General features: G+C 69.5%; 21 protein-coding genes. 4 read left to right on the forward strand and 17 right to left on the reverse strand.

Annotated elements, in window-relative coordinates; genetic code table 11:
• Positions 1 to 156: 156 nt before the first annotated feature.
• The 14 genes from FL311_RS28050 to FL311_RS28115 all read right to left on the reverse strand — a co-directional run bounded on the left by FL311_RS28050 (position 157) and on the right by FL311_RS28115 (position 13,101).
• Positions 157 to 726: a DUF1629 domain-containing protein gene (locus FL311_RS28050; RefSeq protein ID WP_141329752.1), complete on the reverse strand. Its 570-nt coding sequence runs from the start codon at positions 724 to 726 to the stop codon at positions 157 to 159.
• 3 nt (positions 727 to 729) lie between these two features.
• Positions 730 to 2,034 carry an AHH domain-containing protein gene (locus FL311_RS28055; RefSeq protein WP_141329754.1) on the reverse strand — a complete coding sequence of 435 codons (1,305 nt, stop codon included), beginning with the start codon at positions 2,032 to 2,034 and terminating at the stop codon, positions 730 to 732.
• Between the two features lie 77 nt (positions 2,035 to 2,111).
• Positions 2,112 to 2,570: a hypothetical protein gene (locus tag FL311_RS28060; RefSeq protein ID WP_141329756.1), complete on the reverse strand. Its 459-nt coding sequence runs from the start codon at positions 2,568 to 2,570 to the stop codon at positions 2,112 to 2,114.
• Positions 2,571 to 2,582: 12 nt separating this feature from the next.
• On the reverse strand, positions 2,583 to 3,041 hold the full coding sequence (locus tag FL311_RS28065) for a hypothetical protein (protein ID WP_141329758.1): 459 nt from the start codon (positions 3,039 to 3,041) through the stop codon (positions 2,583 to 2,585).
• On the reverse strand, positions 3,013 to 3,474 hold the full coding sequence (locus tag FL311_RS28070) for a hypothetical protein (RefSeq protein ID WP_141329760.1): 462 nt from the start codon (positions 3,472 to 3,474) through the stop codon (positions 3,013 to 3,015). The genes FL311_RS28065 and FL311_RS28070 overlap by 29 nt, the downstream gene beginning before the upstream one ends.
• Before the next feature lie 9 nt (positions 3,475 to 3,483).
• Positions 3,484 to 3,918, reverse strand: coding sequence for a thioesterase family protein (locus FL311_RS28075; RefSeq protein ID WP_194869392.1), 435 nt, complete (start codon positions 3,916 to 3,918; stop codon positions 3,484 to 3,486).
• Positions 3,919 to 3,934: 16 nt separating this feature from the next.
• Positions 3,935 to 5,254: a hydroxyacid-oxoacid transhydrogenase gene (locus tag FL311_RS28080; RefSeq protein WP_141329762.1), complete on the reverse strand. Its 1,320-nt coding sequence runs from the start codon at positions 5,252 to 5,254 to the stop codon at positions 3,935 to 3,937.
• A gap of 66 nt (positions 5,255 to 5,320) precedes the next feature.
• Positions 5,321 to 6,262 (reverse strand): serine hydrolase, encoded by a 942-nt coding sequence (locus FL311_RS28085; RefSeq protein WP_141329764.1) that lies wholly within the window; start codon positions 6,260 to 6,262, stop codon positions 5,321 to 5,323.
• The gene (locus FL311_RS28090; RefSeq protein WP_141329766.1) at positions 6,262 to 6,792 is read right to left on the reverse strand and encodes a choice-of-anchor Q domain-containing protein; all 531 of its coding nucleotides are present in this window, start codon (positions 6,790 to 6,792) and stop codon (positions 6,262 to 6,264) included. The genes FL311_RS28085 and FL311_RS28090 overlap by 1 nt, the downstream gene beginning before the upstream one ends.
• A gap of 21 nt (positions 6,793 to 6,813) precedes the next feature.
• Complete coding sequence (locus FL311_RS28095; RefSeq protein WP_141329768.1) at positions 6,814 to 8,673, reverse strand: hypothetical protein; 1,860 nt, start codon at positions 8,671 to 8,673, stop codon at positions 6,814 to 6,816.
• Positions 8,674 to 8,677: 4 nt separating this feature from the next.
• Positions 8,678 to 9,430, reverse strand: coding sequence for a protein phosphatase 2C domain-containing protein (locus FL311_RS28100; protein ID WP_141329770.1), 753 nt, complete (start codon positions 9,428 to 9,430; stop codon positions 8,678 to 8,680).
• 2 nt (positions 9,431 to 9,432) lie between these two features.
• Entirely contained in the window at positions 9,433 to 10,272 is an 840-nt protein-coding gene (locus tag FL311_RS28105; protein WP_141329772.1) for a vWA domain-containing protein, read from the reverse strand.
• 124 nt (positions 10,273 to 10,396) lie between these two features.
• The gene (locus FL311_RS28110; protein ID WP_141329774.1) at positions 10,397 to 11,599 is read right to left on the reverse strand and encodes a M20/M25/M40 family metallo-hydrolase; all 1,203 of its coding nucleotides are present in this window, start codon (positions 11,597 to 11,599) and stop codon (positions 10,397 to 10,399) included.
• 272 nt (positions 11,600 to 11,871) lie between these two features.
• Positions 11,872 to 13,101, reverse strand: coding sequence for a mechanosensitive ion channel family protein (locus FL311_RS28115; protein WP_141329776.1), 1,230 nt, complete (start codon positions 13,099 to 13,101; stop codon positions 11,872 to 11,874).
• A gap of 267 nt (positions 13,102 to 13,368) precedes the next feature.
• Here FL311_RS28115 and FL311_RS44275 point away from each other — a divergent pair, with 267 nt between their 5' ends.
• Positions 13,369 to 13,548 carry a hypothetical protein gene (locus FL311_RS44275; protein WP_194869393.1) on the forward strand — a complete coding sequence of 60 codons (180 nt, stop codon included), beginning with the start codon at positions 13,369 to 13,371 and terminating at the stop codon, positions 13,546 to 13,548.
• 1 nt (position 13,549) lies between these two features.
• A complete protein-coding gene (locus FL311_RS28120; RefSeq protein WP_194869394.1) occupies positions 13,550 to 14,173 on the forward strand; it encodes an endonuclease/exonuclease/phosphatase family protein in 624 nt (207 codons plus the stop codon).
• Between the two features lie 7 nt (positions 14,174 to 14,180).
• Here the strand turns inward: FL311_RS28120 and FL311_RS28125 are convergent, their stop codons facing one another.
• From FL311_RS28125 to FL311_RS28135, 3 genes are read right to left on the reverse strand one after another with little or no spacing between them, the layout of a single operon-like run.
• Positions 14,181 to 14,351: a hypothetical protein gene (locus tag FL311_RS28125; RefSeq protein ID WP_153882706.1), complete on the reverse strand. Its 171-nt coding sequence runs from the start codon at positions 14,349 to 14,351 to the stop codon at positions 14,181 to 14,183.
• A gap of 31 nt (positions 14,352 to 14,382) precedes the next feature.
• Positions 14,383 to 15,831 carry an aldehyde dehydrogenase family protein gene (locus tag FL311_RS28130; RefSeq protein ID WP_141329780.1) on the reverse strand — a complete coding sequence of 483 codons (1,449 nt, stop codon included), beginning with the start codon at positions 15,829 to 15,831 and terminating at the stop codon, positions 14,383 to 14,385.
• On the reverse strand, positions 15,821 to 17,470 hold the full coding sequence (locus FL311_RS28135; RefSeq protein WP_141329782.1) for an acetolactate synthase large subunit: 1,650 nt from the start codon (positions 17,468 to 17,470) through the stop codon (positions 15,821 to 15,823). Before FL311_RS28135 ends, FL311_RS28130 begins: the two co-directional genes overlap by 11 nt.
• A 104-nt stretch (positions 17,471 to 17,574) precedes the next feature.
• Between FL311_RS28135 and FL311_RS28140 the strand changes: the two genes are divergently transcribed.
• Together FL311_RS28140 and FL311_RS28145 are read left to right on the forward strand one after the other, a co-directional pair.
• Positions 17,575 to 18,459 (forward strand): LysR substrate-binding domain-containing protein, encoded by an 885-nt coding sequence (locus tag FL311_RS28140; RefSeq protein WP_141329784.1) that lies wholly within the window; start codon positions 17,575 to 17,577, stop codon positions 18,457 to 18,459.
• Between the two features lie 131 nt (positions 18,460 to 18,590).
• The gene (locus FL311_RS28145) at positions 18,591 to 18,986 is read left to right on the forward strand and encodes a VOC family protein (RefSeq protein ID WP_141329786.1); all 396 of its coding nucleotides are present in this window, start codon (positions 18,591 to 18,593) and stop codon (positions 18,984 to 18,986) included.
• The last annotated feature ends 32 nt before the right edge of the window (positions 18,987 to 19,018 follow it).

A 19,018-nucleotide genomic window follows, 5' to 3' on the forward strand; every position in this document is an offset into this window, starting at 1 on the left:
CACAGCCGGTCGAACGCACCCTCATCCGCAGAGGGCAAGTACCCGAATGGACCTCTTCCCACGCGACCTCCTCCTTGAACGCGGTCGCGGCAGTATGATCCTTCTCCCCCTTAACTGATCGGCATTGGGTTTAGCGACTGGGGCAGGCCCAGTGACTCAGACTTCCTCGAACTTCCCCCCCAAGATGCCGGTTGCCTCCAGGGCGTCTTTGACGTCCTCGTCGACAATGAGCGCGGGCCCCCAGCCCCACGTTCGGAACACACGCGCGTTCCCCACCTGCGACTTGTGGATCCGCATGCCGGCAACGGACCAGTATTCGCCAATCCGGTCGGCAAACTCCTCAGCGGTGCGGTACTGAACTTCTTCGCTGGCAGCATCATCGATACAGCGAATCGTCCGCGCCACATTGAGCACGAAGAAGGGACCCGACTCGCCCTCGACTGCCACGGGGAAGAGCTGAACATCCGCAGGAGCCCATTCGCGAAAGACAGACGCCACCCGTTCACTGACGACGGGTGTTCCCCCCGCCCCCGCGAATTCGATATCCAGGGGGATTCCGGGCCGGTGGAGGGGGACTCGTAGCCGCTCATTGACTTCGACCCGCGCCCCTTTCCGGAAGAGCCAGATATCGTCGATCTCCGTCCCCTCTGCATCGGTCGGATCCGAGAGATACCAACGCCCCTTCACATAGACGTCGACAGACAGGTTGAAGAATCGTCGCTCCACGACCTAGTCCTCCACGCCTTTCGCAATGAGCCTTCGGAGCCTCGACCCGTCCCGTACGAGGTCTCGGGCAATCTTGGCAAGCGCCTCACTCAACGCGACCCGGCATTGAGCAGGCCTACCACAACCTTGTGTTGCGAACTCCAGCATCCTGAAAACCTCTTCGTGGTACTCACGAGGATGGGGCCCCTGATGCCCCTTGATACGAACGAGATTCTCGGGGTCGCTCAGTTTCATCCCTGCTCGCGCGAATATTCGTTCGAACTGCGGCGTCCAGGGCCCACCGCTCGCATCCGAGACCGTGTTCTTGTCCGTGCAGATGTGATGCACGTTTCCCTCCGGGTCTCCCCGGATGCCTCCAACAGTCCCCGTCGCAGCTCCTGCCCCTGTTGCGGCCGCTGCGACCGCTGTTGGCGCCAGCGTCACGCTCAACACCCCAGCCGACGTGATGGAGATGGCCTGGACCTCGCCCGCCATGGCGCCCGCGAGCTGGAATCCCCCCTCCATCTGTGCCCGAGTTGCCGCGTGTGCGAAGCCCGGCATCCTGGGTCCCTGAGAGGCCATGGCGCTCTTGCCACCGAGCGCGGAGAGAGCAACGACCACCAGGACGCGGGCGCCATTGTCTCCCAGCAATTTCCCGAAGCGATGTCCAACCCGCATGAGTTCCTGGACGGTCACCGCGTCGCGAGACTCATCCATGAGCCGCAGGAACCCTTGCCCCAGGTTCCAGACAGGCCCAGTCCCCAGATAGGCGATCAGGGATGCGGTGAGGGCTACCGCCACCAGCTTTGTCACTGGCTCGGGGGCAACCAGCATCACGAGGGCTGTCCCGATCATCGTCGTGACCATGGCGCGCAGAGCAGCGGCGTTCACCATTCCGCGAATCGCCTCTTCAACGCCCTCCCACACCGTGTCGAGGGCGAAGTAGAGCGCCATCATCCTCCGCTCCATGGCACCGAGCGTCAATCCACCGGCGAGCATGCTCATGCAGGTCAATGGCTCCTCCTGCCGCTGACAAATTCGCTCATAGGAAGAAGGCCGCGGCCGTATGCCATCGACAAGCCCTGTCGAGGATGCCAACAAAGCACGGTGGTCGTCCTGTTCATCTTCTCGGAAGGCAACGTCCAGTTGCATATCGAGGACGAGCCGAGTCACCGTGCGTTTGAATGCGTCCTCGTCAACCTCGACAGGGGCTGACTCGATGGGTTCGTACGTAATGACTTCGCCCTGTCCCGTCCTGAGATGGACAACGCGCGTCGACGCACACCCACTCGCCAATAACAACAGCGCGGCAATTCCTACAGCTCTCATGAGGCCCCCACTCTTGGCCGCCAGCGCATCGGCAGGCAAAGCGGGGAATAGCAACCCACGCCTGCGCCCTCAAGGGTTCATGTCATTGAACGCTGGGGCGGCAGGTACCGGCCGAGTCCATCCATCACCAGGGCCTCGATTCGGACCACGGTCCGGTCGGGCCCGATGACGAGTGTCTCGACGCGCTGGAACTGGGAGGTCTCACGCCGCCGCTCCTTGATTTCAGACCAGGGGATGAGCAGCGGCGGATGGAACGGTGTGAAGCTGGGCATCATCGCGAGATAGAGCCCCGCTTCACTCGCGCCCACCGTCAGGCAGCGGTTGTAGTGCGTCCAGCCCATCCGCCCGGTCGACATCTTCATGAACAGGTCCGGCCGGGGCGCGCTCGTCCGGTAGCGCTTCGCGAGCCCGGACCAGCCGCCCTTGACCGACGCGAAGAACGAGATGCCCACGAGGCCCAGGACGAACAACGGAGGAAACAGCCAGCCCGGTAAGGCCCCCGTCGCCAGCAGGAGCATGTCTCGTGACTCCAGCATCTGAATCCCTCCTCACTCGCCCCGGCGCGGAGCACGCGCCCAGAGCACATCCCAGGTCAGCTCCAACCCCGCGGAGCCGGGGGTCTCGATGACGACCTGCACCTCGGTGGCCGCCACCTGTGCCCCCTCCGCCCTGGCCCGATTGAAGAGCTGCTGGAGCAGCTTCGGCCCATCGACATACGTCGCGAAGAGGAACCCCGAGGCGCCCACCGGCGCCAGCGGCTCCGCCTCCGGAGAGTCCACCCCCAGCCCCCACGCGGCCAGCAGCTCGTCGTACAGCTCATCCAGGTCATACAGCGGCGCATGGATCCCCAGCGCGCCACAGCCACACTCCCACCCGAAGCTCCCCGCCAGCGCGCCCTCCTCGAGCAGCCGGCCCTTCGCCGGCGCCGCGCACAGGCCGCACGTCACCGGGGGCACCTCCCCCACCAGCTCCCGCTGCTCATCGAAGACGAGTCTGAACGCGTCCATCGCGGCCACCCTCCAGGTAGGGAGTGAGTGACTCCATCGCGGACGAGGGCACCTTCAGCCGAAGGTGCGTCGGTCCCAGGAGGAGCGTGTCGCTCCACCAGAACAGGACCTTCTTGCGCTCCCACGCTCGAATCTCCGACCAGGGGATGCGCAGCGGGGAATGGGACAACCGAAGTGGCAGGACGGGCATCAGGAAGAGCCCGCGCTCGTCTCCCCCCACCCAGAGACAGCAGTCATACGAGGCCCGCCCCAACCGGGCCGAGCGCAACCACCGCATCGACTCGGGCCTGTCCCCCGTGTCCGTGCCGAAGTTCCGCGCGAGCCCGCGCCAGCCACTCACCCACGACAAGACCCACATCACGAACGCGAACCACGCCACCGCGAGCGGCAGGAAGAGCGCGACAGGGGGACCTGACTGCGAGAGCGACGCCATGACACCTCCCTAGGTGGGCGCGACCAACCGCGAAAGCGCTTCTCTCAATCGCTCGGGAATCGCCGTGGACCTGCGCGTCTGTCGGTCCACGAACACGTGGACGAAGTGGCCGTGCGCCGCGGCCTCCGCCTCGCCCTCCTTGAAGATGCCAATCCCATACGTCACCGAGCGCGTGCCCAGCTTGTCGACGCGCAGCCCCGCCCGGAGGCGGTCGGGATACGCGAGCGGCGCCCGGTACTGGCACTTCGACTCCACCACAAGTCCGATGATGGGGCTCGCGTGGATGTCCAGCCCACCCTCGTGGATGAGGAAGTGGTTCGCCACCGTGTCGAAGTAGCTGTAGTACGTGACGTTGTTGATGTGACCGTAGACATCATTGTCCATCCACCGCGTGGTGATGGGCAGGAAGTAGGTGTAGCGCTCGGCGGTCTCGACGTCACTCACGGCACAATCCCTCGCATCACGGCGACCAGTACCCCAGGGCCTGCTGGAAGAGCCCTTCCAGCACCGGCCGCGTCATCTCACGGGGCGCGTTCTGGAGCAGGCGCTGCTGGGGCAGCGCCCCCGACGCGAGCGCCGATACGTCCTCCTCCGTGTACCCCACGCCCCGCAGCCCGTTCGGCATCCCCACCGCGCGCATGATGCGGATGAGCTTGTCCGCCAGCACCTCGCCCGCGTCCCCAGGCCCCGCGCCCCGCGCGTCCGCGCCCAGCCACGTGGCCGCCTCCAGGTGACGCTCGGGGCTCTCGGCCGCCGTGTAGCGGAACACCGCCGGCGCGTTGAGGATGACCGCCATGCCGTGCGGCACCAGCGGCTCCTCCTGAGGATAGCCCGTGGGACGGAAGTCCCGCACCAGCCCCGCCACCGCGTACGCCATGCCGTGCGGCGCATGCACGCCCGCGTTGCCGAACGCGATGCCCGCCAGCGTCGCCGCCCACATCAGCTGCTCTCGAGCCTCGTGGTCCGTCGCGTCCGCCACACCCCGCTCCAGATACAGCCCCATCAACCGCAGCGCCTCACGGCAGCCCAAATCACTCCAGGGATTCGCTCCCTGACTCATCGGCCGCAGCGTCGGACGCGCGGGCGCGGGCCGGCGCACATAGGCCCGGGCCGTATAGCTCTCCAGCGCGTGGGACAGGACATCCAGTCCACTGGCCGCCACGACCTCGCCCGGCAGCGTGGCGGTGCAGTCCGGGTCCACCAGCGCCTCGGTGGGCCGCAGCGCGTTCGACGCGATGCCCGTCTTCGCGCCCAGCGAGCGCAAATCGAAGATGGTGATGCCCGTCACCTCGCTGCCCGTGCCGGACGTGGTGGGACACGCGAGGTGGGGCTTGAGCGGCCCGGGCACCGGCCGGCCCTCGCCCACTGGCGCATTCACATACGTCAGGAAGTCGGACGGCCAGGTGGCGAAGAGGTTCGCCGCCTTGCACGTGTCGATGACGGAGCCACCGCCCAGGGAGACATAGCCATCCGGACGCAGGTCCGCGGCGAAGCGGATCGCCTCCAGGAAGGACTGGTCCGTGGGCTCGATGCTCACGTCCTTGAAGACGCCGAGCTCCAGCCCCGCCGCGCGCAGCGACTCCACCACGGTGCCGAAGATGGGCAGCCTCGCCACCCCCGCGTCGGTGAAGAGCGCCACGCGCCGCATCCCGAGCGCCCTCGCCCTGTCCCCCACCTCCGACAGACAGCCCCGTCCGAAGGTGACGCGCGAGGACTCCATGGTGAAGGCGGAGTCACATCCCTCCCCCACCTCCTGGTAGTGGCAGCACCCGAAGCCCATGACGTCCTCCCGCGAGGGTCCAGGCCGCAATCTACCGTGGCTCGACGCCCCAGGGGCACGCCGTCGTCAGCAGTCGTAGTCGGGAGGTGTCCCCCCATCCTCGATGACCACCGGCGCGGGGCCGCCCTGCTTCGCCAGCGCCTCCCCGCAGTCGAGCGACGCCTCGCCCGACAGCGTGCGGTAGAGCACACATGACGCGCGCTCGACGAAGAACGCCTGACGTGGCCAGTCCGGCCCGCGCGCCACCAGGATGGCCACCGTGTAGTGCCCGCCGTCCGGCAGCCGCACCACGCCCACCTCGTTGAGCACGTTGTAGCGCGCGTCGTCCGAGCAGCACCCCGGAGGCAGCCACCCCGCCTTGTGCCGCAAGCTCGCGCGGGCCTTCGCAGGCAGGCGCGTGCCCAGCCACCCACCGCAGCCCTCGCGAGGCGTCAGCTCCAGCCACTTCAACAGGCGCGACGTCGGCCGGGGCTTCAGCAGCTCGCCCGCCGCCAGTCGATGGAGGAAGGCCACCGCGTCCGCCGCGCAGAGGTAGTTGTCGTTCCCCATCACCTTCGGGGAGTTGGTGGCCCAGCGCGGCTTGCCGTAGTTCCACTTCGTCAGCGCGGTGTTCTTCACCTCGAGCGAGCGCAGATAGTCGTTGATGGCGTCCGGCCCACCCACCAGGTCGATGACGGCGCCCGAGGCCTCGTTGTCCGAGGTGCGGAAGACCTTCTCCGCCAGCGGGGCGACCTTCTTCTCCTCCACCTTCTTCAGCGCCGCGGCCACCCAGAACACCTTGGCCGAGCTCGCGGAGATGTGCGGCACCGTGTCCGAGAACCCGGCGTACTCGCCGGTCCTCGAGTCCCGCACGGCCAACGCGATGTCCGAGCCCGGCGACAGGCTCGCCGCCTCCGCCGCCAGCGAGTCCACGACCGACTGGAGCGAGGCACGCGTGGGCCCCGCGTCCGTCGCCTGAGCGGTCCCCACCACGAGCAGGCCCAGCACCAACGCGCCAGACCGAAGCATCAGCGCTCCACCTGGGGCGGCGGCGTGACGCGCGGAATCCCCGCAGCCGCCACATACGCGCCGTAGTCGTAGGGAGGCAGGCGCTGGGCGCCGTCGTAGTCGAAGTCCACCACGCCGGTGAGCGTCACGCCCTTGTCCACCGCAGCCGAAGACGCCAGCAGGTGGAAGTCCTTCGCCGCCGCGTCCCTGAAGCCCGCCGCGGAAAGCTGCGTGGACACCAGGTTCGCCCTCGCGAGCAGGTCCAGGCACGCCGTGTTGTTGCCATTGCCCGCGTGCGTCGTCGGCGCGCCCGCGACGATGTTGTTGGAGCAGGTGACGTTGAAGAGCGTTCCCGTCAGGGCTCCGAGGATGAAGTTGTTCATCACCAGCGAGCCGCCCAGGCCCTGGAACATGATGCGCTCGGGGCCCGCGCTGGAGCCATCCACCCAGATGGAGCCGCTGCCAGCGCCGATGAGCTCCGAGCACCCGCCCCCCACGACGAGGACTGCCCACCCCACGGCCGCAGAGAAGATGCTCGAGCGAGTCGTCATGGACCTGCTCAATACAACTTTTCACGGTTTGTCGGGAGTCTCCTGAAAGAGCCAGCCGAGGAAATGGGAGAACTGGCTGGAGCCGTAGGCGGAGAGCGCGCATTCGGCGACGAGCTCACGCGAGCCCTCGACGACGAGGTCATGTCGCGTCTGAGCGAGCGCGCGGTCCACCTCGACGAGCGGACTCTCCTGCGCCCGCAGCAGCTCGATGAGCGTGGCGGCCCGGGACATGGCCTCACGGAAGGCCCTGGAGAGGACACCAGAGGTCCGAGCCTGGGCCGCCGCGGTGTCCTCCTCCGCCTCCAGCGCGGCGCGGCGCTCGTCGAACCGGGCCTCGAGCGCAGCCATGCGCTGCTTGAAGCGCAGCAGCGCCTCGTCGCGCGCGCGGGCTGAGAGCGATTGTTGAAGCTCCGCGTCGTCCTCCCAGCGGCGACGTTCGACCTCCAGGTCCTTGCGAGCGTTGAGCTCCTCACGGTCCACCTGCGCCCGCCTGCCCTCGATGCGCTCCAGCTCGGAGCTGTCCACGTCGAGGTTGCGTCGACGCACGTCCTCCATCCACGCGTGCAGGGCGTCCTGCTCCGTGAGCAACGGAGAGCGCACGGCCTGGGACTCGCGCAGGATGGCGGGACGGGACTGGGTCAGCCGACGCAGCTGTTCCTCCAACCGGGCGCGCGCCGTGGCCGCCTCGGTCCGCTGGCGTTCCCACGCGAGGCGTTCTCGCGCCAATGAGTCGCGCAGGTACAGCGCTCGACTGCGCACCGCGCCCACGCTCCCGACGAACCCCGCGCCCAGCAGCCACCACGGCGAGAACACCACGGCGGGCACCAGGCCCAGCGCCGCGGAGACCAGCAGCCCGCCGACCATGCCGCGCTCCAGCGAGCCCTCACGGGAGAACTCCCGCACCACGGGCTTGTCGAGGGGAAGGAACCGCGACAGCTCGCGCAGCCAGGTCATCGTCGGCGACGCCTCGCCCGCCCTGGGTGGCGACACGTCCAGCGACACCTCGGGCACCGCGTCGGCGCGCATCGCCAGCAGTCGCGACAACACGGGGGCCACGTACTCGCGCACCCGCGCGTGGGGCGAGGTCCGCAGCGCCTGGAGCAGCGGGGAGCGCTCCGGCTCGACGAAGTCCCTGCGGCGCAACAGCAGACAGTCATCCCCGCCCTGGAAGCGCTCCCAGAGCGACGGCTCGTGCGCGAGCGCCACGAGCGACAGCCACACCACCCAGCCCGAGAAGTGGTCCAGCCGCAGGTCGAAGAACGCCGCGTCGCGGCCGGGGTGCTGGTAGTTCGGGTGACCCGTCTCGTGGCCCATGCGCCCGACCAGCGCGGGTACACACATGCCGTCGTAATCGATGAGCCGCAGCCCCCGCTCCGTGACGAGCACATTGCCGTGCTGCAGATCGCCGTGCGCGATGCCCGCGTCACGCAGGGCCGACAGCAGCCCCAGCCACTCCGCGGCGAGCCTGAACAACGTCAGCGGCTCATGCAGGTGTCGGCCGACGTAGCGCTCCAGGGACTCGCCCTGCACCCACTCCATCATGACGATGGGCAGCCAACGGCCACGGACGTGGATGCCACGAGGCTGGAACCAGACCCCCACCGACGATGGCAGCCAGCGCTGCTCCAACTGCCGCCGGATCTCCAGGTAGCGCGACTCCTGGTCCCGGGGATACGGGCGCGTGAAGCAGCGCACGGCGTAGACCTGGTCGCCGCAGGTCACCTTGTACGTGGTGGCGAAGTTGCCCGCGCGGGGCCGGGGCAGCCCCGCCATCGCCCCCGTCCCCTGCTCGACGACGCCCGCCTTCAGCCGAGCGTCGGAGAAGGCCTGCCCCGGATGCTGGAGGGCGGCCTGATAGTCGCTGTCGGAAGGCAGGGCCATGACGTCACGCCCCCACCGACAGGCGCATCAGCGTGGTGTCGTCATTGCGGATGCTCCGCGCCGCGCGCAGGCCCGCCACGAACGACTCGAATGAAGCCCGGGCGGGCAACGCCAGCCAGGGCCGCGCTCCCCGCTCATGCTCCCCCAGGAACCAGTGGGCCAGCGCATCCGTCATCAGGAGCAGCGTGTCGCCCGCGCGCACCTCGCCCGTCGCCCCGCGCGCCTGCTCGACGACGCGTGCGTTCTGCGCGCCGTGCGTGGACACCAGGAAGGGACGCGAGCCGAACGACGACGCGAGCTCCAGGGGGAAGCTCCGCACCAGCTGCTCGTCGCGCACCTGGAACAGGCAGGAGTCTCCCACGGCCAGCGCGGACCACGTGCCCACGACGCCGTCCCCTCGCGCCGGCGTCCCCGCGAGGCTCACGCCCAGCAGCGTGGCGAAGGCCCCCTCGCGGAGCTTCTCCTCGGCGTACCAGGGCAGCTCCCGCCCCTCGACCTCCGCGAGCCACCGGCGCTGCGGTCCTGGCAGCGCCTGGAGCAGGTCCGGGGGCGCCCGCAGCGGGCCCTGGGCGTACTCACGCGCGAGCAGCCGCGCCCACAGACCGGAGAAGAGGCTCTCCGTCGCCCCGTCCGCGACGGCCACGTGCAGCGTGTCCTCCTCGATGACACAGGAGTGCTCGGGCGCCGCGGCGTCCTCGTTCTCCGAGGGCGCGTTGCCGTCCTTCTGGACGCCCATCACCTCGAGCCCGATTCGCATGCTCAACGCAGGTTGCTCGGCCGCGTCCCGATGTTCAGGAACTTGATGAGCGAGAGGATGTCCGCGTTGAAGACGAAGCCGCGCGCGCCCTCGCGCACCGCGTGGCCCTCGTCCCTGGCCGCGGCGAGCATGCCTTGCGTGAGCGGGCTGGAGAGCGCGAAGAGCCTGCGCGCGTGCGCGTCCGGCAGGTTCGTCTCCGAGTCGGGGAACTGGATGGGCACGGCCGGGTTCGAGGACAGGTGCACGTTGAGCAGCAGCACCGCGCCGTCCGCGCCCTGCACCGAGCGGAGCGCCGCCGCGGCCTCCGTGGGGTCTCCATCCGTGGGCTCGCCGTCGGAGATGTTCACCACGATGGGCGGGAAGCTCTCCGGGTGCTCGCGCCTCCAGGCCGTCACCAGCTCGCGGGCCCTGAGGAGCACCTCGCACATGGGCGTGGGACCGTGCGCGTGTGGCTCGACCCAGATGGGGAAGCGGACCTTCTCGCGCACCAGGCCCCCCATCCCGTCCTCGCGCTCGCGCGTGCGCTCCTCCAGCCTCGCGGGCGCATGCCCCACCTCGCTGATGGGCACCAGCCCCCGCCCCGCGAGCGCGCCCGAGAAGGCCGGGGCGACCTTCTCGCCATACCCGAGCACGCCCAGGTGGAAGTAGTCCCGGATGCCCTCCTCGCGGGCGCACCGCACCACCAGGTTCTGCAACAGGCGGTTGGTGACGTCCGCCACACCCTCGGCCTTCTTGCGCGTGCCGCCCTGTCCCCCGAAGGGGTCGTCCATCGACCCCGACTGGTCGATGAGCAGCAGGATGCAGGCGGGCTGGGTGCGGCTGATCTCCGACGAGTAGGCCATGGGTCCTCGCACTGCGCGGTCCGAGCTGCGCGCGCGAGCCTACAGTGCCCCCTGTCGACGGGGACGACGATTCGACGCCCTCCGCCGCGCCCCGGGACAGCCGACGCGGCGGAGGACGGACGGCCTAGTTCGTGGTGCCCTTGGCCAGCTCACCCACGAAGCCCGCGGCGATGCGCGAGAACTTCAGGGCGTGGTTGGCGTTGTTGCCCGACTGGGCAATCGTGTCGTTGACCGTGTGGATGTAGGGGTTGCCCGAGCTGACCGTGGACTCGTGCGGGATGGAGGCGGCGAAGCCCTGGGCCGTCCACGACGCGTGGTCCGAGCACGCGTAGCCACACGTGGTGTCGCGGCGGACGATGCCGCCACCGTAGGTGTCGATGAGGTTGCGCAGGAACGTGTTCTGCGCGGCGTTGGTGTAGTCCGTGACGACGCCCACGTCATGGGTGTTGCCGGCGCGCTTGTAGTTGGTCATGTCCAACTGGAGCACGCCCACCACGTTGATGCCGTTGTTCTTGTGCCAGGCGGCGATCTCCTTCGAGCCGCGCAGGCCGACCTCTTCGGCCGCGTAGCCGATGAACTTCACCGTGCGCAGCGGACGGTAGTTGCAGGACACCGCGGCGCGGATGACCTCCGTGAAGGACGCGATGCCGGACGCGTTGTCATCCGCGCCGGGCGCCGTGGAGCCCGAGGAGATGGAGTCCAGGTGGCCGCCCACCACCACCACCTCGCTGGCCAGCGTGGAGCCCGGGATGGTGAGGACCACGGAGGGCTGCGCCCACGCCGCGTGGGTGAACAGCGACGCGGTGATGTCGCTGCGCGACGCGGCGATGTTCGCCCAGAGGGTGCGCAGCGCGTTCGCCGCGTTCACGCCCGTCGTGTGCGTGTAGTAGCGCGTGGTGTACCCCGACAGCGTGGTGATGGTGGAGCGCACGCCGGGCTCGGTCAGCCGGCCAATCATGCAGTTGACGGCGGTGGCGTTGTCGATGGTGTACGTCACCAGCTCCTGCGTGGCCGCCAGCGGCTCGGGCACCAGCGACTTCTCCGCCTCGTCCCGGGTCTCGAACGTGACGAAGCCCGCGCACCGGTTGAACTTCTCGTGCATGACGTGGGCGATGCGCTCCAGCTGCGACTCGCGCACCGCAATCACCGACACCTCCTTCTTCGTCAGCGACGGAGGCGGCATCTTCCAGCCTTCCTTCGCGAACGCCTCCGCCACGGGCTCCATGGCGTCGGCGCCCAACGAAATCCACAGCTCCCGGTCCTCGGCCCCCGCGAACGACGCGGTGGGGCTCAGCAACATCAGGGCAAACGGAATCAACCGCTTCATGGGCAGCGCTCCTTGCTGGGTGGGTGGTGCGTCGCGGATCACCGCGGCCAGCCGCATCGCACGGCCTCCGCGTGTGGACTCCACATGGCGCGCGCACTGCTGCCACGCGCGCCCTCGGGAGACGGAACCGCACTTTCCGCTTAATCCGCGATTGCGGACAACCTACCCCACCCCGGAGACGCAGGGTGAACTATTCACCATTCAACATGGACGCTCCGTATGGGCGTTGCGCCTCCACGGCCCCACCTGCACGGCCGTAGAGTGCGGGCCAGTCACTCGCTGGGGAGCGCGGCCACCACATTCGTGCCCGGCCGGGCGCCGTTGTGGGAGGACGGCTCGTGCTCGGTGAGGCAGGCCTCGGTGCGGACCATGGGCAGGCCGTAGGGCTGCTCGCGCAGGAAGGCCATCAGCCGCTCGCGCACCAGGCACCGCAGGTCGAACGCCTTGCCGGAGTCCGCCGCGCTCACCAGGGCGCGCAGCTTCATGGTGCGCTCGGACATGTCCGTCACCTGCAGCCCTCCCACCTTGCCGTCCCACAGCCCGTTGGACTCCTGCTCCAGGATGCGCCGCAGCTCGGCGCGGACCGCGGGCACGTCCGTGCGGAAGTCCACGTAGAACTCCGCGGTGCCCATGATGTCCGGAGACACCTTGCTCCAGTTCTGGAAGGGCTTCTCCAGGAAGTGGCCCATGGGAATCACCAGCCGGCGCAAATCCCACACCTTCACCACCACGTACGTGAGGGTGATCTCCTCCACCCACCCCCACTCGTTCTCCACGATGACGGTGTCGCCGATGCGGATGGGCTGGGTGATGGACAGCTGGATGCCGGCCAGCAGCGTGGAGATGGACTTCTGCGCCGCCAGGCCGATGAACAGGCCGGCGATGCCCGCCGAGGCGAGCAGCGACACGCCCACGTTCCGCACCGCCTCGAACTGCAACAGCATGAGCGACGCGCCGATGAGCACCACGGCGACCTCGATGACCCGCCGCAGCACCGCCAGCTGCGTGCGCAGGCCGCGCGCCCGGCCCACGTTGCCGCCCTGCTCCTCGCGCACCACCGTCTGCTCGACGAAGCCCGCGGCGAGCTTCACGAAGCGCAAGAGGAACCACGCCACCGCCGCCAGGCCCACCGAGCGCGTCACCAGCTCCACGCCGTGCTTCGCCACCGGCGGCAGCTTCAGCGCCCACAGCCCCGAGGCCACCAGCACCGCGAACAGCACGTAGCGCGTGGGGCCTCGCGCGGACGTCGCCAGCTGGTCATCCCAGCCCGACTTCGTCATCGCGGTGGCCCGGTCCACCAACCTGAGCACCAGCCACTCGAGGGCCCGTCCCAACAGCCACGCCCCCACGAACAGCACCGCCAGCCCCGCCCACTGCCACAGCTCCAGGCCCCACGCGCTGCCCTCCGGCACCGGGACGGGCAACGGAGGCGGCGGGGCGCTCGCCACGGGGGCTTCGGGAGTCGCGGCGGAGAGCCAGGGCAAGGGGATGGAACGCACCATGTCTGGGACCTTTCGAGTCGGGGCGCACGGCGAGCCCCGGTCCCGCGCCTCCCTCTCGCGGGGACTCCGTGCTCCCGGGCTTAATGTTTGAGGTCAAACCTACTAACGGTACGAGCGGGGATGGTCCAGGACCTTTTTGGAGGGAGGTTCCCCCTGGACCTGGCGCGGCTTTCCGGGATGACCGGGTTGAGGGAGACTCGGGCCCCACGCTGTCCACGCGGAACCACGGCCCGGGCCGTGTGCTTCCTGAAGCCGGAGGAGATGCTGATGAGCCTCTGGAATGTCGCGGGCCGTTGGGCCCGGAGCGTCGTTCAGCAGCCGCCCGCCCCCTCCACGGCCAACGAGGCGCGGCCCAAGGATGGCGCGGGCGCGTCGTCGGGCTCGGCGCAGGGCGAAGGACGCCTTCACGCCGTCTCCGTCACCTGGCCCCAGCCCCACGCGGCCTGACTTGTCTGGGGGAGCGAACGAGGGGCCGAGCGGGTACTCGAAGCCGGTGCACGCGGACGAGCTGCCGGACCTCCAGAACGGCACGGGGGGGCTGACGCTGAATCTGGCCAACGGCGCGGGCTCCGAGTACCGCACGGCGAAGAACCGCGAGGAGCAGGCGGAGCTCATCCGCGAGACGGGCGCGACCATCGCCGGGTTCCAGGAGGTGGACATCGGCGTGGACCGCAGCGGGAACGCGAACACGGCGTTGGACATCGCGCGGCGCGTGGTGGGGCCGGATGGCCAGGAGAAGAGCATCATCAACGTGCACCTGGCCGCGGGGAAGGAAGGCGCGGGGCTGCGCGAGAAGCAGCTCCAGTTCCTCGCGGAGGTGGCGCGCGCGGAGGCCAAGGGGCCGCCGGCGCGTGAGCTGGTGGTGATGGGTGACTTCAACGACTCGACGGAGAACGTGGGCAAGGCGCTCGAGGGCGCGGGGCTGCACCGCGTGGTCGGGGGCAAGAAGGCCAACGGCGACAACTTCGACCAGGTCTGGGTGTCGGGCGGGCTGGACACGCACAACGCCGCGCAGGTGAAGACGGACGGCGTGAGCGACCACGCGCACGCCGGTTACCCCATCATCCGCTGACGCGGGCTCACTCGATGACCTTGACGTACCGCGCACCGCCGGCCTTCAGGTAGTCGGCGATGCGCTGGACGATGACCTCGCGCTCGGCGTCGGTGACCTTCTTGCCGTCGTCCCAGCGCCGGATGGACTTCTTGACGATCTTGATTCGCTCGATGAGGTCGCGCTCGTCCTGGTCCATCCGGGCATCTTGGCCACGCTCGCGCCGCGCCTCAATCCTCCTGGGGCGCGCGCTGGCGCAGCACCAGCAACCGCAGCTCGGTCATGTCCTCGATGGCGTACTTCACGCCCTCGCGCCCCAGGCCGGAGCCCTTCACGCCGCCGTAGGGCATGGTGTCCACGCGGAAGCTCGGCACGTCCCCCACCACCACGCCGCCCACCTCCAGCTCGTCCCACGCGTGCATCGCGCGTGAGAGGTCGTTGGTGAAGAGCCCTGCCTGGAGCCCGTACCGCCCCGCGTTGACCTGGGCCATCGCCTCCGTGAAGGACGTGAAGGGCTGCAAGAGCACCACCGGACCGAACGCCTCCTCCGCGCTCAGCGGCGCGTCCTCGGGCACCCCCTCCAGCACCGTGGCCTCCAGCAGCGCCCCCTTGCGTCCACCGCCCGTCAGCACCCGGGCGCCCCGCTCCACCGCGTCCTGGATCCACCCCTCGAGCCGCTTCGCCGCCGGCTCGTCGATCATCGGCCCCAGCGTCGTCGCCTCGTCTCGCGGGTTCCCCGAGCGCAGCGCCCGCGCCCGCGCGACGATGAGCGCCTTGAATGCGTCGTAGTGCGACGCATGCACCAGCACCCGCTGCACCGAGATGCAGCTCTGCCCCGACTGGAAGAACGCCCCGAGCGCCACGCGGTCCGCCACCGCCTCCAGCGGCGCGCCCGGCTCGCGGTCCACCACGCACGCCGCGTTGCCGCCCAGCTCCAGCACCACCTTCTTGCGCCCCGCGCGCGCCTTGAGCTCCCAGCCCACCTTCTCCGAGCCCGTGAACGACAGGAGCTTCAGCCGCTCGTCCTCGATGAGCGGACCGATGTCCTTCAGCGTCGGCGTCACGACGGAGAACGCGCCCTCGGGCAGGTCCGTCTCCGCGAGCACCTCCGCCAGAATCATCGCGCTCACCGGCGTGCGGTCCGACGGCTTCAGGATGAACGGGCAGCCCGCGGCAATCGCGGGGGCGACCTTGTGCGCCACCAGGTTGAGCGGGAAGTTGAATGGCGTGATGAGCGACACGGGCCCCACCGGCACCCGACGCGTGAAGCCTCGATAACCCTCGGCCCGCGCGGACACCTCTAGGTTCAGCACCTCGCCGCCTCCGCGCACCGCCTCCTCGGCGGCGGCCTTGAAGGTCTCGATGAGCCGCGGCACCTCGCCGCGCGCGTCGCGCAGGGGCTTGCCCGCCTCGATGCAGAGGACCAGGGCCAGCTCCTCCGCGCGCGCCTGGAAGCGACGCACGCAGTGCTCCAGCACCGCCTGTCGGGCATGCGCGGGCAGCCGCCGCATCGGCCCCGCCGCGCGCACCGCCGCGGAGATGGCCTCCTCCACCGCGGCCGCGTCCGCGAGCGCGACGCGCGTCACCACCTCGCCCGAGTACTTGTCCACCACGGGCAGGTCCGTGTTCGGCCAGCGCGGCCGGTTGGCCACGTAGTACGGGTAGCGTTCAGCCAACATGGAGCACCTCGCCTTCCTTCTCCCCGACGCCGAGCGCGCGGGTGTTGTCCGAGTAGTCGATGGGCAGGTCGATGACATGCACGCCGCCCGACTCCAGGCAGCGTGACAGGGTCGCGCCGAACTCCGACGCGCTCGTGGGCCGATGCCCCCTGGCGCCGTACGCCTCCGCGTAGCGGACGAAGTCGGGGTTGCCCAACGCCATGCCGAAGTCCGGCAGGCCCATCTCCCCCTGCTTCCAGCGAATCATCCCGTAGCCGTCGTCACGCACGACGACCACCGTCAGGTCCAGCCCCAGCCGCACCGCCGTCTCCAGCTCCTGCGAGTTCATCATGAACCCACCGTCACCGCAGACCGCCACCACCTTGCGGCGCGGATGCACCAGCTTCGCGGCAATCGCCGAGGGCAGCCCCGCCCCCATCGTCGCGAGCGCGTTGTCCAACAGGAGCGTGTTCGGCCGCCGCGTGCGGTAGTACCGGGCGAACCACAGCTTGTACATGCCGTTGTCCAGGCACACGATGCCGTCATCCGGCAGCGCGCGGCGCACCTCCGCCACCAGCCGCGCGGGGTAGATGGGGAAGCGGTCATCCGCCGCGCCTCGCGCCAGCTGCGCCTCCAGCCCCGCCCGGGCCTTCTCGAACGGCGCGAAGTCCCAGCTCGCTCCACGCTGTCCCAGCCCCTCCGCGATGCGCCACACGGCGTTGGCGATGTCCCCCGTCACCTCCAGCTTCGGGAAGTAGACCGGGTCCACCTCCGCCGAGGAGAAGTTCAGGTGGACAACGGCGCGGCTGCTGTCGCGCATCACGAACGGCGGCTTCTCGATGACGTCGTGTCCCACGTTGATGATGCAGTCGGACATCTCGATGGCGCGGTGGACGAAGTCTCCGTCCGACAGCGCGGCGGTGCCCATCCACAGCGGGTGGGACTCATCGACGACGCCCTTGCCCATCTGCGTGCTCGAGAAGGGAATCCCCACCCGGTCCACCAGGACGCGCAGCATCTCCGAGGTGAGCTTCCGGTTCGCGCCCGCGCCCACCATCAGCAGCGGCCGGCGCGCGGAGGCAATCGTCTCCACCGCCCGCGCGATGGAGCCCTCGTCCGCCACGGGCCTGCGCCACGCGCTGGGCGCGAGCAACGGCGCCTCGGTGGCCTCGCGCGCGACGTCCTCGGGCAATTCCAGATGGGTGGCGCCGGGGCGCTCCTCCTCCGCGCGGCGGAAGGCCTCGCGCACGGCGGACGGGACGTGCTCCGCGGAGACGAGCGTGCGCGTCAGCTTGGTGAGCGGGCGCATCATCCCCACCACGTCGACAATCTGGAAGTGGCCCTGCTTGCTCGCCTTGATGGGCTTCTGCCCGGTGAGCATCACCATGGGCATGGCGCCCAGCTGCGCGTACGCGGCGGGCGTGACCAGGTTGGTGGCGCCCGGCCCCAGCGTCGCCAGGGTGACGCCCGCCTTGCCGGTCAGCCGCCCCCACGTGGCCGCCATGAAGCCGGCCGCCTGCTCGTGGCGGGTCAGCACCAGCTTCAGGCTGGAGCCCCGCATCGACTCCAAGAGGTCCAGATTCTCCTCGCCGGGCAGCCCGAAGACGTAGCGCACGCCCTCGGCCTCCAGCGCTTTGACGAACAGGTCCGATGCCTTCATCTCGCGGTCCTTCCTTCCGGTGACACCGAAGTTCTACGGACCGGGCTCGATTCGTACATTCGTTTGTTCGCATCGCTTCGATAGGCACCATCTATGATGGCCTCATGGAGCTCCGACACCTGCGCTACTTCACCGCCGTGGCGGACACGCTGCACTTCGGCCGGGCCGCGCGGCGGGTCCACGTCTCGCAGCCCACGCTGTCCCAGCAGATCCGCCAGCTGGAGGAGGAGCTACAGACGCCCCTCTTCGAGCGCTCCCGCGCGGGCGTGCGCCTGACGCAGGCCGGAGAGCTGTTCCGCAGCTACGCGTCGCGCGCGTTGGAGGACGTGGACGCGGGACGGATGGCGGTGAGTGCGCTGAGAGGGCTGGCCACGGGCGCGCTGCGCGTGGGCTATCCCCCCAGCATGCGAGGCCTGGTTGTCCCCGCGCTCGCCGCCGTCCTGCGCCGGCACCCCGGCCTCGCGCTCAGCGCGGAGGAGCTGGTGGTGCGCAGGATGGAGCGGCGCTTGACGGACGGAAAGCTGGACGTGGGGCTGGGCTACGCACCGGCGCGCGCGCCGGACCTGGACACGGAGCCGGTGTTCGACAGCCGGCTCGCGCTCGTCGTCGCGCGAGGCCACGGGCTGGCGGGCGCGGAGACGGTGGGCGTGAAGCAGCTCACGGACGAGCCCTTCGCCCTGCTCTCCCCGGGCCTGCGGGTGCGCTCGCGCGTGGACGCGTACTTCGCCACGCTGCGGCTGTCCCCACGCATCGCGCTCGAATCCAACGCCGTGGGCACGGTGCTCGCCATCGTCCGCGCGGGGCTCGCCGTCACGGTGCTGCCCGAGCCGCGCCTGGCCGACGTGGAGCGACTGGTCGTCAAGCGGCTGTCCCCGGCGCCGCGCTCCGAGTTGGCCGCCCTCCTCTGGCGCAAGGGTGCGCCCCGAGCCCCCGCCGCCGAGCTGTTCGCCGCCGAGGTCCGCGCTCGAGCCCAGGAGTCAGGAAGCTGACCCACTTCACGCACGACCCCATTCACAACCAGATGGTTGACTGTCCCGACCCCATCGCTATTCTCAACGAAATGGTTGAGCGTCGCGCGTGAGGACCGCGTCGACGACGTTGTCCCCTCTTGGAGGAACCGATGCGAATCTCGATGAATAGCGTGTTCGTCGACGACCAGGCCAAGGCCCAGAAGTTCTACACGGAGAGGCTGGGCTTCGTGACGAAGGTGGACGTGCCCGCGGGCGGAGCGCGCTGGCTGACGGTGGTGTCGCCGGACGACCCGAACGGCACGGAGCTGCTGCTGGAGCCCAACGGGCACCCGGCGGCGACGGCATACCAGAAGGCCATCTTCGCGGATGGCATCCCTGCCACGGCCTTCACGTCGACGAACATCCACGAGGAATATGAGAACCTGAAGGCGCGCGGCGTGGTGTTCACGAAGGAGCCCACCCAGTTCGGGCCCGCCATCATCGCCACGTTCGAGGACACCTGCGGCAACCTCATCCAGATGTTCCAGGTCGTGGGACAGCCCTGACGTCCCCACGCGGGACCTGTCAGGATCAGCGC

This window comes from Myxococcus sp. AB025B (assembly GCF_006518215.1).
Taxonomy (GTDB): domain Bacteria; phylum Myxococcota; class Myxococcia; order Myxococcales; family Myxococcaceae; genus Myxococcus; species Myxococcus fulvus.

What these genes read in the sequence shown, in the direction of transcription:
- FL311_RS28055 (WP_141329754.1), bottom strand. Translation starts at nt 2,034, where the DNA reads ATGAGAGCTGTAGGAATTGCCGCGCTGTTGTTATTGGCGAGTGGGTGT.
- FL311_RS28060 (WP_141329756.1), bottom strand. Translation starts at nt 2,570, where the DNA reads ATGCTGGAGTCACGAGACATGCTCCTGCTGGCGACGGGGGCCTTACCG.
- FL311_RS28065 (WP_141329758.1), bottom strand. Translation starts at nt 3,041, where the DNA reads ATGGACGCGTTCAGACTCGTCTTCGATGAGCAGCGGGAGCTGGTGGGG.
- FL311_RS28070 (WP_141329760.1), bottom strand. Translation starts at nt 3,474, where the DNA reads ATGGCGTCGCTCTCGCAGTCAGGTCCCCCTGTCGCGCTCTTCCTGCCG.
- FL311_RS28080 (WP_141329762.1), bottom strand. Translation starts at nt 5,254, where the DNA reads ATGGGCTTCGGGTGCTGCCACTACCAGGAGGTGGGGGAGGGATGTGAC.
- FL311_RS28085 (WP_141329764.1), bottom strand. Translation starts at nt 6,262, where the DNA reads ATGCTTCGGTCTGGCGCGTTGGTGCTGGGCCTGCTCGTGGTGGGGACC.
- FL311_RS28090 (WP_141329766.1), bottom strand. Translation starts at nt 6,792, where the DNA reads ATGACGACTCGCTCGAGCATCTTCTCTGCGGCCGTGGGGTGGGCAGTC.
- FL311_RS28095 (WP_141329768.1), bottom strand. Translation starts at nt 8,673, where the DNA reads ATGGCCCTGCCTTCCGACAGCGACTATCAGGCCGCCCTCCAGCATCCG.
- FL311_RS28100 (WP_141329770.1), bottom strand. Translation starts at nt 9,430, where the DNA reads ATGCGAATCGGGCTCGAGGTGATGGGCGTCCAGAAGGACGGCAACGCG.
- FL311_RS28105 (WP_141329772.1), bottom strand. Translation starts at nt 10,272, where the DNA reads ATGGCCTACTCGTCGGAGATCAGCCGCACCCAGCCCGCCTGCATCCTG.
- FL311_RS28110 (WP_141329774.1), bottom strand. Translation starts at nt 11,599, where the DNA reads ATGAAGCGGTTGATTCCGTTTGCCCTGATGTTGCTGAGCCCCACCGCG.
- FL311_RS28115 (WP_141329776.1), bottom strand. Translation starts at nt 13,101, where the DNA reads ATGGTGCGTTCCATCCCCTTGCCCTGGCTCTCCGCCGCGACTCCCGAA.
- FL311_RS44275 (WP_194869393.1), top strand. Translation starts at nt 13,369, where the DNA reads ATGAGCCTCTGGAATGTCGCGGGCCGTTGGGCCCGGAGCGTCGTTCAG.
- FL311_RS28125 (WP_153882706.1), bottom strand. Translation starts at nt 14,351, where the DNA reads ATGGACCAGGACGAGCGCGACCTCATCGAGCGAATCAAGATCGTCAAG.
- FL311_RS28130 (WP_141329780.1), bottom strand. Translation starts at nt 15,831, where the DNA reads ATGTTGGCTGAACGCTACCCGTACTACGTGGCCAACCGGCCGCGCTGG.
- FL311_RS28135 (WP_141329782.1), bottom strand. Translation starts at nt 17,470, where the DNA reads ATGAAGGCATCGGACCTGTTCGTCAAAGCGCTGGAGGCCGAGGGCGTG.
- FL311_RS28140 (WP_141329784.1), top strand. Translation starts at nt 17,575, where the DNA reads ATGGAGCTCCGACACCTGCGCTACTTCACCGCCGTGGCGGACACGCTG.
- FL311_RS28145 (WP_141329786.1), top strand. Translation starts at nt 18,591, where the DNA reads ATGCGAATCTCGATGAATAGCGTGTTCGTCGACGACCAGGCCAAGGCC.